16 protein-coding genes are annotated in these 15468 nt (G+C 68.0%); 12 read left to right on the top strand and 4 right to left on the bottom strand.

What is annotated here, in order from left to right; all coding sequences use genetic code 11:
* Nucleotides 1–187: 187 nt before the first annotated feature.
* A complete protein-coding gene (locus Q0263_RS11810; protein ID WP_298016204.1) occupies nt 188–1423 on the top strand; it encodes an MFS transporter in 1236 nt (411 codons plus the stop codon).
* On the top strand, nt 1420–2655 hold the full coding sequence (locus tag Q0263_RS11805) for an MFS transporter (protein WP_298016202.1): 1236 nt from the start codon (nt 1420–1422) through the stop codon (nt 2653–2655). The genes Q0263_RS11810 and Q0263_RS11805 overlap by 4 nt, the downstream gene beginning before the upstream one ends.
* A gap of 84 nt (nt 2656–2739) precedes the next feature.
* On the opposite strand, the gene fabB is transcribed toward Q0263_RS11805, so the two are convergent.
* The 3 genes from fabB to Q0263_RS11790 all read right to left on the bottom strand — a co-directional run bounded on the left by fabB (nt 2740) and on the right by Q0263_RS11790 (nt 5025).
* A complete protein-coding gene (fabB, locus tag Q0263_RS11800) occupies nt 2740–3957 on the bottom strand; it encodes a beta-ketoacyl-ACP synthase I (protein ID WP_298016200.1) in 1218 nt (405 codons plus the stop codon).
* Between the two features lie 11 nt (nt 3958–3968).
* Complete coding sequence (gene fabA / locus Q0263_RS11795) at nt 3969–4484, bottom strand: 3-hydroxyacyl-[acyl-carrier-protein] dehydratase FabA (protein ID WP_366140718.1); 516 nt, start codon at nt 4482–4484, stop codon at nt 3969–3971.
* A gap of 106 nt (nt 4485–4590) precedes the next feature.
* Nucleotides 4591–5025: a flagellar protein FlhE gene (locus Q0263_RS11790; RefSeq protein WP_298016196.1), complete on the bottom strand. Its 435-nt coding sequence runs from the start codon at nt 5023–5025 to the stop codon at nt 4591–4593.
* Here Q0263_RS11790 and Q0263_RS11785 point away from each other — a divergent pair.
* Both Q0263_RS11785 and Q0263_RS11780 read left to right on the top strand, forming a co-directional pair.
* Complete coding sequence (locus Q0263_RS11785; RefSeq protein WP_298016194.1) at nt 5024–5818, top strand: NRDE family protein; 795 nt, start codon at nt 5024–5026, stop codon at nt 5816–5818. The two genes, Q0263_RS11790 and Q0263_RS11785, sit on opposite strands and share 2 nt — an antisense overlap.
* Nucleotides 5819–5852: 34 nt before the next feature.
* Nucleotides 5853–6314, top strand: a complete 462-nt coding sequence (locus Q0263_RS11780; RefSeq protein ID WP_298016192.1) for a GatB/YqeY domain-containing protein — start codon at nt 5853–5855, stop codon at nt 6312–6314.
* Here the strand turns inward: Q0263_RS11780 and Q0263_RS11775 are convergent.
* Nucleotides 6311–7327 carry an alkene reductase gene (locus Q0263_RS11775; protein ID WP_298016190.1) on the bottom strand — a complete coding sequence of 339 codons (1017 nt, stop codon included), beginning with the start codon at nt 7325–7327 and terminating at the stop codon, nt 6311–6313. The genes Q0263_RS11780 and Q0263_RS11775 overlap by 4 nt on opposite strands.
* 142 nt (nt 7328–7469) lie before the next feature.
* Between Q0263_RS11775 and Q0263_RS11770 the strand changes: the two genes are divergently transcribed.
* The 8 genes from Q0263_RS11770 (at nt 7470) to Q0263_RS11735 (ending at nt 15461) form a co-directional block, all read left to right on the top strand.
* Entirely contained in the window at nt 7470–8126 is a 657-nt protein-coding gene (locus Q0263_RS11770; RefSeq protein WP_298016188.1) for a TrkA family potassium uptake protein, read from the top strand.
* 9 nt (nt 8127–8135) lie between these two features.
* Complete coding sequence (locus Q0263_RS11765) at nt 8136–9500, top strand: potassium transporter TrkG (protein WP_298016186.1); 1365 nt, start codon at nt 8136–8138, stop codon at nt 9498–9500.
* Nucleotides 9501–9561: 61 nt separating this feature from the next.
* Nucleotides 9562–10377 carry a transporter substrate-binding domain-containing protein gene (locus Q0263_RS11760; RefSeq protein ID WP_298016184.1) on the top strand — a complete coding sequence of 272 codons (816 nt, stop codon included), beginning with the start codon at nt 9562–9564 and terminating at the stop codon, nt 10375–10377.
* Between the two features lie 126 nt (nt 10378–10503).
* Complete coding sequence (locus Q0263_RS11755) at nt 10504–11220, top strand: ABC transporter permease subunit (protein ID WP_298016182.1); 717 nt, start codon at nt 10504–10506, stop codon at nt 11218–11220.
* On the top strand, nt 11217–11900 hold the full coding sequence (locus Q0263_RS11750; protein WP_298016180.1) for an ABC transporter permease subunit: 684 nt from the start codon (nt 11217–11219) through the stop codon (nt 11898–11900). Before Q0263_RS11755 ends, Q0263_RS11750 begins: the two co-directional genes overlap by 4 nt.
* Before the next feature lie 161 nt (nt 11901–12061).
* A complete protein-coding gene (locus Q0263_RS11745; RefSeq protein WP_298016178.1) occupies nt 12062–12748 on the top strand; it encodes a hypothetical protein in 687 nt (228 codons plus the stop codon).
* A gap of 8 nt (nt 12749–12756) precedes the next feature.
* Nucleotides 12757–14139: an MFS transporter gene (locus tag Q0263_RS11740; RefSeq protein WP_298016176.1), complete on the top strand. Its 1383-nt coding sequence runs from the start codon at nt 12757–12759 to the stop codon at nt 14137–14139.
* A gap of 92 nt (nt 14140–14231) precedes the next feature.
* On the top strand, nt 14232–15461 hold the full coding sequence (locus Q0263_RS11735; RefSeq protein WP_298016174.1) for an ABC transporter substrate-binding protein: 1230 nt from the start codon (nt 14232–14234) through the stop codon (nt 15459–15461).
* The last annotated feature ends 7 nt before the right edge of the window (nt 15462–15468 follow it).

The raw sequence follows: 15468 nt of genomic DNA, 5'->3' as shown, positions 1-15468 counted from the left end.
CTTTCCAGAAATCCTGCCTGTCTGCAAAATCCGAAATCGTACTCCGGGAACGCGCCGCAGCCATCATGATCCGCGCATAATTCTCATGCACCGGACGCGCGAAGAAGCTCCCGGCCGTTGTGGAGCGCCCCTGAGCAGGGTTTTCCCGGCGTACAATCAAGCGGGTGCGCCCCTGCCCGGAACCCTCATGAAAAACACGCTCGCCCCCGCCTCGTCCGCGCCCCTGATCCACCCCGACCCCCCGGCCGCCCAACCGGGGGTCGCCTTTCCTGTCCTGGGCGCCATCAGCCTGACCCACCTGCTCAACGACATGATGCAGTCGGTGCTGCTGGCCATCTACCCGGTGCTGCAAGGACGCTTCGACCTCAGTTTCGCCCAGGTCGGCGTCATCACCCTGGCCTTCCAGTTTTCCTCCTCCCTGCTGCAACCCCTGGTCGGTCGCTTCACGGATCGGCGGCCGCTGCCGTATTCCCTGCCGATCGGCATGGGCTTCACCTGCTGCGGGCTGCTGCTGCTGTCCCAGGCCTGGAACTTCCCGCTGGTAGTGCTGGCGGCCACCCTGGTGGGCGCGGGCTCTTCGGTCTTTCACCCGGAATCCTCCCGCGTCGCCCGCATGGCGTCCGCCGGCCACCACGGCCTGGCTCAGTCGATTTTCCAGGTCGGCGGCAATATCGGCTCGTCCATCGGCCCGCTGCTGGCCGCCCTGCTGATCGTGCCACATGGCCAGGGCAGCGTGGCCTGGGTGTCCCTGGCGGCCCTGCTGGGCATCTGCATCCTGCTGGGCGTCAGCCGCTGGTACGCCGCCAATCTCACCAGCAGCCGGGGGCGCAATTCCCTGAGCAAGACCGACAACGGCCTGTCCGACACCCAGGTACGCTCGGCGCTGGCGATCCTGCTGCTGCTGATCTTCAGCAAATATTTCTACCTGGCCGGCCTCAACAGCTATTTCACCTTCTTCCTGATCGATCGCTTCGGCCTGGACATCCAGCAGGCGCAGTATTCCCTGTTCGTCTTCCTCGTCGGCGTGGCCACCGGCACGCTGGTGGGCGGTCCGGTGGGCGATCGCATCGGCCGGAAACGCGTGATCTGGGGTTCCATCCTGGGCACGGCGCCCTTTTCCCTGGCCCTGCCCTACGCCAATCTGCAATGGACGCTGATCCTGGTGTTCTGCGCCGGGGTCATGATCGCCTCCGCCTTCCCGGCCATCATCGTCTACGCCCAGGAACTCATGCCCGGCAAGACCGGCACGGTGTCGGGCCTGTTCTTCGGGCTGGCCTTCGGCATGGCTGGCATCGGCGCCGCCGTGCTGGGCAAGCTGGCCGACGCCACCAGCATCGCCTTCGTCTATCACCTGTGCGCCTTCCTGCCCCTGCTGGGGATCGCCGCCTTCTTCCTGCCCGACACCCGGCGCCGCCCCGCATGAACGCGGGCCGACCCGCGACCACGGGGCGCTGGCTGGTGGCGGCCAGCCTCCTGCTGCTGGCCGCCAATCTGCGGCCGCTATTCTCCAGCACGGCCGTGCTGCTGCCCGACATCCGGCTGAACCTGGGACTGTCCGCGGCCGCCGTGGGCTACCTGACCACCTTGCCGGTGCTCTGCATGGGGCTGTTCGCGCCACTGGCGCCGCGCTGCGCCCGGCGCATCGGGGTGGAACGCACGCTGCTGCTGGTGCTGCTGCTGATCATGATCGGCACGGCCCTGCGCGGCGTCCTGGGTTCGACGGGCCTGTTCCTGGGCACGGCGCTGGGCGGGGCCGGCATCGCCCTGGGCAACGTGCTGCTGCCCAGCCTGGTCAAGCGGGACTTCTCCGACCGCGCCGCCCTGATGACCGGGCTTTACACCATGAGCCTGGTGGGCGGGGCCGCCCTGGGGGCGGCCAGCACCCTGCCGCTGGCCCATCTGCTGCCCGGGCACTGGGCCGGGGGTCTGGCCGTCTGGGCCGTCCCGGCGCTGCTCGCGTTGCTGGCCTGGGCGCCCGTCGCCTGGGCGGCCGGCGCCCGCCGGACCGGCGGCGGGCCGCGCATCCTGCCGGTGCAGGGGCTGCGCCGCGACCGTCTGGCCTGGGCCGTGACGCTGTTCATGGGCTTGCAGTCCGCCCTGGCCTATTGCGTGCTGGGCTGGATGGCCCCCATGCTGCGCGACCGCGGCCTGAGCGGCACCGAATCAGGCCTGATCACATCGGTATCCATCCTGGTGCAGGTGGCGGCCTGCCTGTTGACGCCGCTCCTGGCCGCGCGCGGCCGCGACCAGCGCGGCCTGGCCATCTGGCTGACCGCCATCGCCACGCTGGCCCTGATCGGCATGGTGCTTGGCCCCGCCTGGACGGTCTGGCCGCTGGCGCTCGCGCAGGGCATCGGCCAGGGAGGCCTGTTCGCCCTGGCCCTGATGCTGATCGTGCTGCGCTCGCGCGACGAGCACGTCGCCGCGCATCTGTCCAGCATGGCGCAGACCACGGGCTACATCCTGGCGGCCAGCGGACCGCTCCTGATCGGCATCCTGTACGCCTGGGCCGGCAGCTTCCGGGCCGCGACCGGCCTGATCGGCCTCCTGGGGGCGGCGACCGCCCTGGCCGGCTGGTATGCCGGGCGCGACGCGCTGGTGCGGGCGCGCACGGTCGCGGACCCCGCCCCGCCCGTCGAAACCCTTGCCGGATAAGAGCCGTTCATGAAAAAAGGCCTGTGACGTCGCATCACAGGCCTTTTTTCATGGGATCATGCCCCGTGGCGAAGCGCCGCTGCGCTACAGCCCCGCGCGCGAGAACACCAGGGTGGCATTGGTGCCGCCGAAGCCGAAGCTGTTGGACAGCGCCGTCCGGATGTCGGCCTTGGCCACGGTTTCGCGCAGGATGTTCATGCCTTCGGCGGCGGGATCCAGCGTGTCGATGTTGGCGGAGGCGGCCACGAAACCATGCTTCATCATCAGCAGGGTGTAGACGGCCTCGTTCACGCCGGCGGCCCCCAGGGCATGGCCCGACAGGGACTTGGTCGAGGCGATCCAGGGCTGGTCGTTTCCGAACACGGCGCGGATGGCTTCGAGTTCCTTCACATCGCCCACCGGCGTGCTGGTGCCGTGGGTGTTGATGTAATCGATCTTGCCCTGCACGCCTTCCAGGGCCTGGCGCATGCAGCGTTCCGCGCCTTCGCCGGACGGCGCGACCATGTCGTGGCCGTCGGACGTCGCCCCGTAGCCGACGATTTCGGCCAGGATGTTGGCGCCGCGGGCCTTGGCGTGTTCGTATTCCTCGACCACCAGGATGCCGCCGCCGCCGGAGATCACGAAACCGTCGCGGTCGGCGTCATACGTGCGCGACGCGCGTTCAGGGGTGTCGTTGTAGCGCGTGGACAGGGCCCCCATGGCGTCGAACATGAACGACAGCGACCAGTGTTCTTCTTCCGCGCCGCCGGCGAAGACGATGTCCTGCTTGCCCAGCTGGATCTGTTCCACGGCGTTGCCGATGCAGTGCGCGCTGGTGGAGCAGGCCGAGCTGATCGAATAGTTCACGCCTTTGATCTGCGCCCCGGTGGCCAGGCAGGCCGACACGCCGCTGGCCATGGCCTTGGTGACCATATAGGGCCCCACGCGGCGCACGCCTTTTTCATGCAGGGTCTGGATGCCGTCGTTGATGGCGGAATGCGAAGCGCCGCCCGCGCCGACGATCAGGCCGGTGCGAGGATTGGATACCTGCTCGGGCGCCAGGCCGGCGTCCTGGATGGCTTCCTGCATGGCCAGCCAGGCGTAGGCATGGCCGTCGGCCATGAAGCGGCTGAGCTTGCGATCGATCTTGTCGAGTGCATCCAGGCGCACCGAACCCGCCACGTGGGAACGCAGCCCCTGCGCGGCGTATTCGGGTTGATACGAGATGCCCGAACGGCCCGCGCGCAGACTGTCGAGGACTTCGGACTGGTTGTTGCCCAGGCTGGAGACGATGCCCATGCCGGTGACGACCACACGACGCATAATCGGGCCTCCTAGAAATTGTCCGTGCGGGTGAACAGCCCCACCCGCAGATCATGGGCCACGTAGATTTCGTGGCCGTCGACTTCCATGCGCGCGTCGGCGATCCCCATGACGAGCTTGCGCATCATGACGCGTTTCATGTCGATGTGATAGCGCACCTTATGCGCCGTCGGCAGGACCTGGCCGGTGAACTTGACTTCGCCCACGCCCAGGGCGCGGCCGCGGCCCTGGCCGCCGCAGCAGCCCAGGAAGAACCCCACCAGCTGCCACATGGCGTCCAGCCCCAGGCAGCCCGGCATGACCGGATCGCCCTGGAAGTGGCAGCCGAAGAACCAGAGATCGGGGCGGATGTCGAGTTCGGCGATGATTTCGCCTTTGTCGTGGGAGCCGCCGCGGTCGTCGATATGCACGATGCGGTCACACATCAGCATGGGCGGCAGCGGCAGTTGGGCGTTGCCGGGACCAAAGAGTTCCCCGCGCCCGCATGCCAGCAATTCGTCGTAACTATAGCTGTTTTTTTCCATGATGCCCCGTGTCAAAACCGGTCTGCCGGCAGCTGCGCCCGATGCCCGGGCGCAAGCCTTCAGAGTAAGTAAGCCTAAGAGTATAACCCGAGGTATCAGGATGTTCAGACTAGGGCCGCCCCGCGGCGTACCAGACCGTCACGGTCCCCCGCACGAACAGCGGCGGGCTGGCCGGCCCCCAGTTCTCGACGCGGTGCACCAGCAGCAGCGGGCCCTGCGCGGACCGCCCGTCGAAGGCGCGGGTATTCACGTGGGAGCCTTGCAGCGGCACGCAGGGCCCCTGCGCCGATCCCCAGCACAGGTCCGTGGCGACCCGGGCGGGGCCGTCGTAGCTGCGGGCGGCGTAGACCCGGGTGATCCGCGCGTTCGCCGGCAGCGGCGCGTCCATTTTGCCGGGCTGGAACGGCACGACCACGGCCCGCCCCACGGCCTGCAGCCCCGGGCTGACCTGGTCCAGCGTCCAGGCCCGGTCCGCCGCCGGCGCCAGGGCGGGCCACGCGGCCGCCCCCAGAACCAGCAGCCGGACGAGTATATTGTGCGTCATGTGCATCGCCTACCTATCGCTGGGCCGCCCGGACTGGCCCGTTCTGATCGCCGCCAACCGGGACGAATTCCACGCCCGCCCCGCCCGGGCCGCCGGCCCCTGGCCCGGACGCCCCGACGTCATCGCGGGCCAGGACCTGGGCGCGGGCGGCGCCTGGCTGGGCTGGGCGGCCGGCGGGCGCTTCGCCCTGCTGACCAACTATCGGGAGCCCGGCCTGCCGACGCCCCCCGGCGCGCCTTCTCGCGGCGTGCTGGTGCGCGACTATCTGCTGGGCTCGGCCTCCGCCGCTGATTATAGTCAGGCGATCGCGGACCGCGCCGGGGACTGGGCCGGCTTCAACCTGATCGCGGGCGACGCGCAGGAGGCCTGGTACCTGGGCAACCGCGACCCCTCGGGCAGCCCTCGCCGCCTGTCGCCGGGCTGCTACGTGCTGTCCAATCATCTGCTGGACACGCCCTGGCCCAAGTCCAGACGCCTGCGCGAAGCGCTGGACGCCCTGCCCCCCGAGCGCTGGGCGCGGGAGCCCGACCGGGTGTTCGAGCTGCTGCACGACACCACGCCGGCGCCGGCCGGGGACCTGCCCGCCACCGGGCTGTCCCCGGATCGCGAGCAACTGCTGAGCAGCCCCTTCATCGTCAGCCCGGACTACGGCACGCGATGCTCTTCCCTGATCGTCCTGCGCGCGGACGGCGCGGCGCTCTTCAGCGAGCAGAGCTACGACGCGTCCGGGCAGCCCGCCGAACGGCATGACTGGCGCTCGCGCGCCTGGAGCGCGTCGCCGCGCTGCGCCTAAAATATCGGTTTTCCCTTTTTACAGGACATTTTCCATGAGTACCGGCCTTGCCAGTCAGATTGCCGACGCCGTCAAATCCGCCATGCGGGCGCACGACAGCCTGCGCCTGGGGACGCTGCGCCTGTTGCAGGCGGCGATCAAGCAGAAAGCGGTGGACGAGCGCATCGAGCCCGACGATGCCGCGATCATCGCCATCATCGAGAAGCAGGCCAAACAGCGCCGCGAGTCGATTGCGGCCTTCGAATCCGCGGGCCGCGCCGACAGCGCCGACCAGGAACGCGCCGAACTGGACATCCTGAAGGAATTCCTGCCTCAGGGCGCCAGCCCGGAAGAAATCGCCGCCGCCATCGAAGCGGCCGTCTCGCAGGTCCAGGCCAAGGGCCTGCAGGGGGGCGCCGCCATGGGCGCCGTCATGGGCCAGTTGAAGACCGCGCTGGCCGGCCGCGCCGACATGGCGGCCGTATCCGCCCAGGTCAAGGCCCGCCTGGCCCTCTAGGCGGCCGGGACGGCTTCCGCGCAGGGCCGCAGCGCGACGCCGTCGGCCAGGCGCTGCACCAGGTCGGGGTTCGACACGAACGCCCGACCGAAAGCCACGGCATCGCCTTCATGTGTTTCGACGGCCTGCTGCGCCAGCCCCAGGTCGTATCCTTCGTTCAGGATCAGGGCCCCGCTGAACGCCTGGCGGATCACCGGCGTCAAGGCGTCGGCCCCCGGATATTCGCGCACGCAGATGAAGGCCAGGCGCCGCTTGCCCAGTTCGCGAGCCACGTGGCGATACAGGGACACCGGATCGGAATCCCGCATGTCGTGCCGATCGCCCCGCGGCGACAGATGCACGCCGATGCGCCCGGCGCTCCAGACGCCGATGCAGGTATCGATGATGTCCAGCAGGAACCGGCTGCGGTTGCCGACCGAGCCGCCGTATTCGTCCTGGCGGCAATTCGACCCGTCGTGCAGGAACTGATCGATCAGGTAGCCGTCGCCGGCATGGATTTCCACGCCGTCGAATTCCGCCAGCCTGGCGTAGCGGGCGGCCTGGTCGAAATCGGCCACGATCCGGCGGATTTCGTCGGGATGCAGGCTGCGCGGCACCACGTAGCCCGCAGCATCGATCAGGCTGCTGGCGCAGGCTTTCCGGCACGGGATGGCGCTGGGGGCGACCGGCATCTCGCCGGACAGGAATTCGGGGTCGGACACCCGGCCCGCATGCCACAGGCGCAGGAAAATGCGGCCGCCGCGCGCGTGCACGGCCTCGGTCACGCGCCGCCAGCCCTGGACCTGGGCCGAATTCCAGATGCCGGGCATGTCGGGGTAGCCGACTCCCAGGGGAGACACCGATGCGGCTTCCGTGACGATCAGCCCCGCCGCCGCACGCTGAGCGTAATACGCCCGCAAGGCATCGCTGGGCACGCGGCCCTGGGCGGGCCGGATGCCTGCGGACGGCGCCATGACGACGCGGTTGCGCAGCAGCACGTCGCCCAACTGCAGCGGATCAAGCAAACTTGTCATATCATGCGATCAAAACAGGGAACGCCGGAGCTGCGACACAGTTTGCTGCAACGCACAATCCAGACATCAAAAATCTTTAAAAATCCATCAGGGTTTTTACCAGATTTTTCGCCGTCTGACTATCGGAGGAGTCGCCCGACACATGGGACAATTTGCCGTCATCGGATTGGGGCGCTTCGGCGCCGCCACCTCGCTGGAGCTGATGCGCCTGGGCCATTCCGTGCTGGGCGTGGACGCTGACAACCGCGTCGTCGACCAGCACGCCGAACAACTGACCCGCGCCGCCATCGCCGACGTCACCGACCGCAACGCCCTGGCCGAACTGGGCCTGGACGAATACGACGTGGTGCTGGTCGCCATCGGCGAGGACCTGCAGGCCAGCCTGGTCTGCGCCGTGCATCTGAAGTCCATGGGGGTGCGGGAACTCTGGGTCAAGGCCTCGTCCCGCGCCCACCATCTCATCCTGACCAAGCTGGGCGTCAGCCGGGTCATCCATCCCGAAGAAGAAATGGGCATCCGCATCGCCCAGGTGCTCAGCTACCCGATGGTCAACGACTACATCGCCCTGGGCAACGGCGATTTCGTCGTCGAGATCGAAGCCAGCAGCCAACTGGACGGACGCACGCTGGGCGACGCCCTGACGACCGAACCTCCGGGACTGATCCAGGCGCTCCTGGTCAAGCGCAAGGGCGCGACGACCCCGCACCCGCCGGCGCAGTTCGTCTTGCGGGCCAAGGACACGCTGATCCTCTTCGGCCCCCTGCAGCAGCTGAAGCTGGCTGCGCCGAAGCTGAGCTGACGCCCCGGCATGGCCAGACTGACCATCCATCCCCTGAACGCCTATCGGCGCGCGCGGCGCACGGGGCAACTGCAGGCCAGCCCGCCGGCGGTCCTGGCCGGCAGCTTCCTGTTCCTGATCCTGCTGGGAACGCTGCTCCTGCTGCTGCCCGCCGCCCAGCAGCGGCCTCTCGGCCTGTTCGAAGCCCTGTTCACGGCCACCTCGGCGGTCACCGTCACCGGCCTGACTGTGATCGATCCCGCCCGCGATCTGAGCTTCCTGGGGCAGGCCATCCTGCTGGGGCTGGTCCAGGTGGGCGGCATCGGCTTTGTCACCTTCGCCATCATCGCCTCGCTGACGCTGGGGAAGCGGCTCAGCCTGAAATACCAGGCCCTGGCCCTGGAGGCCTTCAACCAGACCAGCGTCACCCGCATTCGCCACACGGCGCTGACGGTGCTGAAGTTTTCCCTGGCCATCGAAGGGGCGGCCATCCTGATCCTCACGCTCTGGTGGTGGCGCAACGACTCCCTGGAACATGCCTTCCTGCTGGCCGGCTTCCACGCGGTGTCGGCCTTCAACAATGCCGGCTTCACGCTGTTTCCCGACAGCCTGGCCGGTTTCACGGGCGACCCGGTCACCACCTTCGTCATCACGGGCTGCATCATCCTGGGGGGCCTGGGCTTCGGCGTCCTGGCCGATCTCTATCACAAGCGCGCCTGGCAGACCCTGGCGTACTACACCCGCCTGATGCTCATCGGCACGCTGATCCTGAACCTGGCGGCGCTGGCCCTGTTCTGGCTGATCGAATCCCGCAATCCGGCCACCCTGGCGCATCTGCCCTTGCCCAGCCAGGGGCTGGCGGCCTGGGCTCAGGTGATCAGCGCCCGCACGGCCGGCTTCTCCAGCATGGACGTGGACCAGCTGCGCGACAGCTCCCGCCTGCTGCTGACGGCCCTGATGTTCATCGGCGGCGGGTCTCTGTCCACGGCCAGCGGCATCAAGGTGGGCACCTTCATCATCCTGCTGGCCGTCGTGCGCGCCTACATCCTGCAGCGCAAGGAGGTCGTACTGATGCACCGCACGATCGCGCCGGAAACCATCCACAAGGCCCTGGCGCTGCTGATGGTGTCGGGCCTGCTGGTGTGCGTGGGGACGTTTCTCGTCAGTCTTTTCGAATCCCAGCCTTTCATCGCCATCGCCATGGAGGTGGTGTCGGCTTTCACCACCACGGGCCTGAGCCCGGACCTGACGCGCTCGCTGAGCCTGCCCAGCCAGGCCCTGCTGATGGCGCTGATGTTCATCGGCCGCCTGGGACCGCTCACCCTGGTCTACAGCCTGGGCACCCAGCGCTACAGCCGGGTGCGCTACCCGGAAGCCTCCATGCAGATTGGCTGAACCGCGTCATGATGTACTACTATTGTTACTTTTCCGACCCTCAATACAAAGGATCCCGTCCATGGTGACATCCATTGCACGACAGGCGGTGCTGTGCGCCGCACTGGGCCTTGCGGGCCTGGCCACCGCCGCCTCGGCGGCGACTCTGAAGATCGGCACCGAAGGCGGCTATCCGCCCTGGAGCATGGTCGACGCCCAGGGCAAAGTCGCCGGCTTCGACGCCGACGTGGGTCATGCCCTGTGCCAGAAACTCGACATGAAATGCCGCTTCGTCGTGCAGGCCTTCGACAGCCTGATCCCGGCGCTGGAAGCCGAGCGCTTCGATCTGGTGATTTCGGGCATGTCGGTCACGGCGGAACGCGCCAAGGTCATCGCCTTCAGCATCCCCTACGCCACCGAAGACTCCTCCTTCGTGCTGCCGGCCGGCAGCCCGCTGCTGAAGGCCGCCGACCAGAAAGCCTTGCTGCAGGGCCTGGCCGGTAAGACGGTCGGCGTGCAAAGCGGTACCACCCAGGGCGCTTTCCTGCAAAAATACGCGCCGGACATGAAGCTGAAGACCTACGAGACCCAGGACCAGATGCAGATGGACCTGTCGGCGGGCCGCCTGGACGCCACGTTCTCCGAAGTCACGCCGCAAAGCCAGTTCCTGGACACCGCGGGCAAGGGCAAGTTCGCCATGGCCGACTACGTGGTCAAGAGCAGCGCGGATCCGGACATCCTGGGCCTGGGCATCGGCGCCGGCATCAACAAGAAGAACACGCAGCTCAAGACCAAGGTCGACAAGGCTCTGTGCGAACTGATCCAGGACGGCACCATCAAGAAGTCCAGCCAGAAGTGGTTCGGCGTGGACCTGTCCAACTACGCCGCCTGCAAGTAAAATCCAGCTCTACGACCAGCCTTGGCCGTGTTCCGCCCGATTCGCGTCGGGCGGGCACCCAGGGCTGATTCTTTTCGATCCCGATTCCCCCTACCCTCCGGGCGACGCTCCGGGCCCGCTGATTTCATGAACGCATCCCTGCACGACATCCTGAGCGCCGGCTGGGGCACCCTGCTGTTGCGCGGCGCCGGCATGACGGTGTTCATCAGCTTGTGCGGCATCGCCCTGGGCATGGTGATCGGCATCGCCGGCGCCGCCCTGAAATCGAACGGCAACTGGCTGGCGCGCGGGCTGATCAGCCTGTACACGCTGCTGGTGCGCAGCGTCCCCGAACTGCTCATCATCTATCTCCTGTTCTTCGGCATGGTCCAGCCGGCCGCCGATCTGGCCGACTGGCTGGAATGGGACGACCTGATGAGCAAGATCTTCCCCATGCTGGTGGGCATCGTGGCCATCGGCCTGATTTCCGGTTCGTACAGCGTCGAGGTCTTCCGCGGCGCCTTCAAGGCCATCGACCCCGGCCAGATCGAGGCCGCCCGCGCCATCGGCATGCGCCGGCGCCAGATCCTGCGCCGCATCACCCTGCCCCAGCTCTTCTGGTACGCCCTGCCGGGCGCCAACAACGTCTGGCAGAACGCCCTGAAGGACACGGCGCTGATTTCGCTGGTCGGCCTGGTGGAATTGATGCGAGCCGCCGTGCTGGGGTCGGCCGCCACCCGGGCGCCGCTGACGCTCTACCTGATGGCCGGCATCCTGTACTTCCTGATCGGCGCCTGCAGCCAGGCGCTGTTCGTCTGGGCGGAACGCCGCTTCGGACGCGGCATGCAAGGGGCGGCCCGATGATCGAACTCCTCGAAAAGGCCATGCCGGTGCTGATCGAAGGGTTCTGGATCACCCTGCGCATCGGCCTGTTTTCCATTCTGTTCGCTTCGATGCTGGGCCTGGCGGCCGCTCTGATGCGGACATCGGAGCATCGCGCCGTCGCCGGCCTGTCCTTCCTGTACAGCACCGTGTTTCGCGGCACGCCCCTGCTGATCCAGCTGTTCCTGCTGTACTACGGCATCGGCACCCTGGAATTCGTGCGCGAGCAGCCCGCGCTGTGGTGGCTGTTCTCGGACGGCGCCCGCTGCGCCATCCTGGCCATCAGCCTGAACAGCGGCGCCTATATGAGCGAGGCCATCCGGGGCGGCCTGCAGTCCGTGCCCACGGGGCAGATCGACGCGGCGGTGTCCTGCGGCATGAGCCGGCTGCAGGTGTTCCGCCGCATCCGCTTTCCGCTGGCCGTCCGCCAGGCCTTCCCCGCCTACAGCAACGAACTGGTCCTGGCGATCAAGGGCACCAGCCTGGCGTCCACCATCGCCGTGATGGAACTGACCGGCTTCGCCCGCCGCCTCATGAGCCAGAGCTACCTGATCGTGGAAACCTTCATCATCGCGGGCCTGCTGTACCTGGCGATCAACGTGACTCTGCTGGGCTGCGCCTGGCTGGTCGAACGCAGCCTGGGCATCCGGACGCAGCGCTGAACGCGCGCCCGCGCCCGCCGCCATCCCGCCTGCGCGCATCCCGCGTTACCCTTCCATACAGCCGCCCCGCGCGGCTTGCCGGACAATAGTCGCGGCCTTTGGCCGTCCCGCCGACAACGCGCGGCGGCCGAAGGCCCGCCCATTCACCCAGGAGAATCTTCATGCGCGCCCCGTTTCCGCTTCGCCCCCTGATCCGCGTTTCCATCCTGCTGGCCGCTCTGCTGCCCCTGGCGGCCCAGGCGGGCGGCACGGCCCAGGTGCGGGCGGGCGGACAAACCACGCAGCTCGCGTGGCAGACCGGCGGCGCCGTGCGCCTGAGCCAGGACCAGAAGCCGGACTACCTGATCGTGCGCGACGGCAAGGCCTATTCCGTGTCGATGCGGGGACCGACGCCGGTGGTCATGGAAGTCGGCGGCCTGATCCAGGGACTGGGGGCGCTGGCGCAGTCCCGTCCCAACCAGTACCTGCCCGACCGCGTCGACCAGGTGCAGGACACTCAGCGCACGGAAACCGTCGCCGGCATCACCGGGCATGTCTACCACCTGACCGTGACCGATACCCAGGGCAGGACCCATCCCACCGATGCGGTGCTGACCAATGACCGCCGGGTCGTGGACATGACCTCCAGCTATCTGGCCAGCATGCAGATGCTGCTGGGCCAGGCCAAGACACAGCAGCTGACCGGGGCGCTGCCCGCCAACCGGCGCGGCATCCTGCGCCTGGGACAGGACTTCGTCGTGCAATCGATTTCCGGGCAGGAGCCCGCCGCCAGCGAATTCACCCTGCCCGCGCAGCCCACCAGCCTGCAGAACCTGCTGCAGGGCTTGCAAGGGTTGCAAAAGCAGTAGACTGCGGCATGCCCTCCCCGAACCAGCCCGCCATCCGCCGCATTCCCGCCTTCACCACCATTGCCTTGGCCCTGCTGATGATGTCCGTGGATTCCACCATCGTGGCCACGGTGCTGCATGAACTGCAGCGCGGCCTGGACACGTCGATCAACTGGGTGGGCTGGACCATCACGGCCTTCGCCTTCGGTTTCGTCCTGATGCTGCCGGTCAGCGGCAAGCTCAGCGAACGCATCGGCCGCCGCCGCGTGTTCCTCGCCTCCGTCGCGATCTTCACCCTGGCCTCGCTGCTGTGCGGTCTGAGCGACAGCATCGCCGCGCTGATCGTGCTGCGGGCCCTGCAGGCGGCCGGCGGCGCCGGCATCACGCCCTCGGCCACCGGCATCGTCGTGGATTACTTCGGCGACGGCCGCGACCGGGCCGTCAGCCTGTTCGGCAGCATCTTCCCCATCGGCGCCATGATCGGCCCGATCTTCGGCGGCCTGTTCGTCACCTACTGGAACTGGCGCGGCGTCTTCTTCGTCAACGTCCCCATCGGCCTGCTCATCCTGTGGATGACGCTGCGCTACATTCCGCCCGATGCGCCCAGGGCGCGAAAGACCGGCGCGAGCATGGACTACCCGGGCCTGGGCTATCTGGGCGTCTGCCTGCTGGCCGGCATGCTGGCCACCAGCTTCCTGGGGGAAAGGGACCTGCCCTTCACCTCGCCCCGGATCCTGCTGCCCGCCGCCGCGGCGCTGGCGGCGGGCTGGCTGTTCTTTCGCCACATCCACCGCAGCGGCCAGCCCTTCATCGCGCCGCACCTGATTCATGGCCCGGGCTTCGGCGTCGTGAACCTGATCAACATGCTGTTCGGCGGCATCACCATCGGGGCCGTGGCGCTGATTCCCCTGTACGCCGCCAATCGCTACGGCATGGGGGCGCTCGGCTCGGGCACGCTGCTGGTGTTCCAGGGCATCGCCGCCATCCTGCTGTCGCTGGCCTGCACCCTGACCATCCGGCGCACCGGCTACCGCCGGCCGCTGTACGCCGGCGGCGCATTGATCGTGCTGGGCATGATCCTGCTGGCGCTGCCGCCCGTCCCGGGCGTGTCGCCCTTCGTCTGGCTGGCGGCCACGGCCTTCCTGCTGGGCATGGGCACCGGCACGGTCAATCCGGCCAGCCGCAATGCCGGCCTGCAGCTGGCGCCCCAGTCCGCCTCCACCCTGGCCGCCTTGCGCACCCTGGCGATCCAGATCGGCACCATCACCTTCATCTCGGTCGTGACCATGGTGCTGTCCTCTTCCTCCGACCCGGGGCGCAGCCAGGCCTGGGTGTACGGCATCTGGAGCCTGCTGGTCCTGGCCTCCCTGCCTTTGATCGCCCGCGTGCCCGAACACCGGGGCGCCTGGTAAGGTCCGGCGGATCAACCTCGACGCCGGCAGGCGTACTGGTCCGCGAATGCCGGCGGGATGGCATCATGGGCTCCCGTCCTGAAGGAGTTTTCATGAACAGAAGCAGCGTGTGTTTCGGCTCGGGCCTGGCGCTGGCCCTGAGCGCCTTTGCAGCCGCCGCGGGACCGATTTCCGGCGACGTCATCCGCATCGGCTTCATCACCGACATGTCCGGCGTCTACGCCGACGGTGACGGACCGGGCGGCGCGCATGCCATCCGCATGGCGATCGCCGATGCCGGCGGCGCCATCGACGGCAAGAAGATCGAACTGCTGGTGGCCGACAGCCGCAACAAGGCTGACGTGTCGTCGGCCCTGGCGCGCGACTGGTTCGACACCCAGCAGCTGGACCTGCTGATCGGCGGGACCAATTCCGCCGCCAGCCTGGCCATGTCCGCCGTGGCGGCGGAAAAGAAAAAACCCTTCATCACCTCGGGCGCGGGCGCCTCGGCATTCACCAACGGCCAGTGCACCCCCTACACCATCCAGTACACCTACTCCACCCGCGGGCTGGCGCGCGGCACCGGCGCCGCGGTGGTCGGGCACGGCGGCGACTCCTGGTTCTTCCTGACGACGGACTACACCTTCGGCCACGAACTGGAACGCGACACCAGCGCGGTGGTGCGGGCCGCCGGCGGCCAGGTGCTGGGCTCGGTGCGCACGCCCCTGGGCGCCGCGGATTTCTCGTCCTTCCTGCTGCAGGCCCAGCAATCCGGCGCCAAGGTCCTGGGGCTGGCCAACGCCACCGCGGATTTCGTCAATTCCCTGAAAACCGCGGTGGAGTTCGGCCTGACCCGCACGATGACGCCCGTGGGCCTGACGACCACCCTGCTGGACATCCATGCCCTCGGACTGGACGTCACCCAGGGCATGTATTTCACGGTTCCCTGGTACTGGAACAAGAACCCGGACGCCGAGGCCTGGTCGCGCCGCTATGCCGATACGATCGGGCGCATGCCCACCTACAGCCAGGCCGGCGATTATTCCGCCGCCACCGCCTACCTGAACGCCGTGCGCCAGACCGGCACGGACAACGCGGACACCATCATGGCCTGGCTGAAATCGCATCCAGTGAACGACTTCTTCGTGCGCAACGGCGTCATCCGGGCGGACGGGCGCATGATGAACGATCTGACCCTGCTGCAGGTCAAGACCCCCGCCGAAAGCACCGGGCCCTGGGACCTGCACAAAGTCGTGGCCACCATTCCCGCCGAAACCGCCTACGGTCCTCCGAGCGAGTCCTCCTGCCCTTACCTGAAGGCGCAAAAGGGTTCACAATCGTAGGCAATCC

Source organism: uncultured Castellaniella sp. (assembly GCF_937988725.1).
Taxonomy (GTDB): Bacteria; Pseudomonadota; Gammaproteobacteria; order Burkholderiales; family Burkholderiaceae_B; genus Castellaniella.
This window is presented reverse-complemented; position numbering and strand designations above follow the sequence as displayed.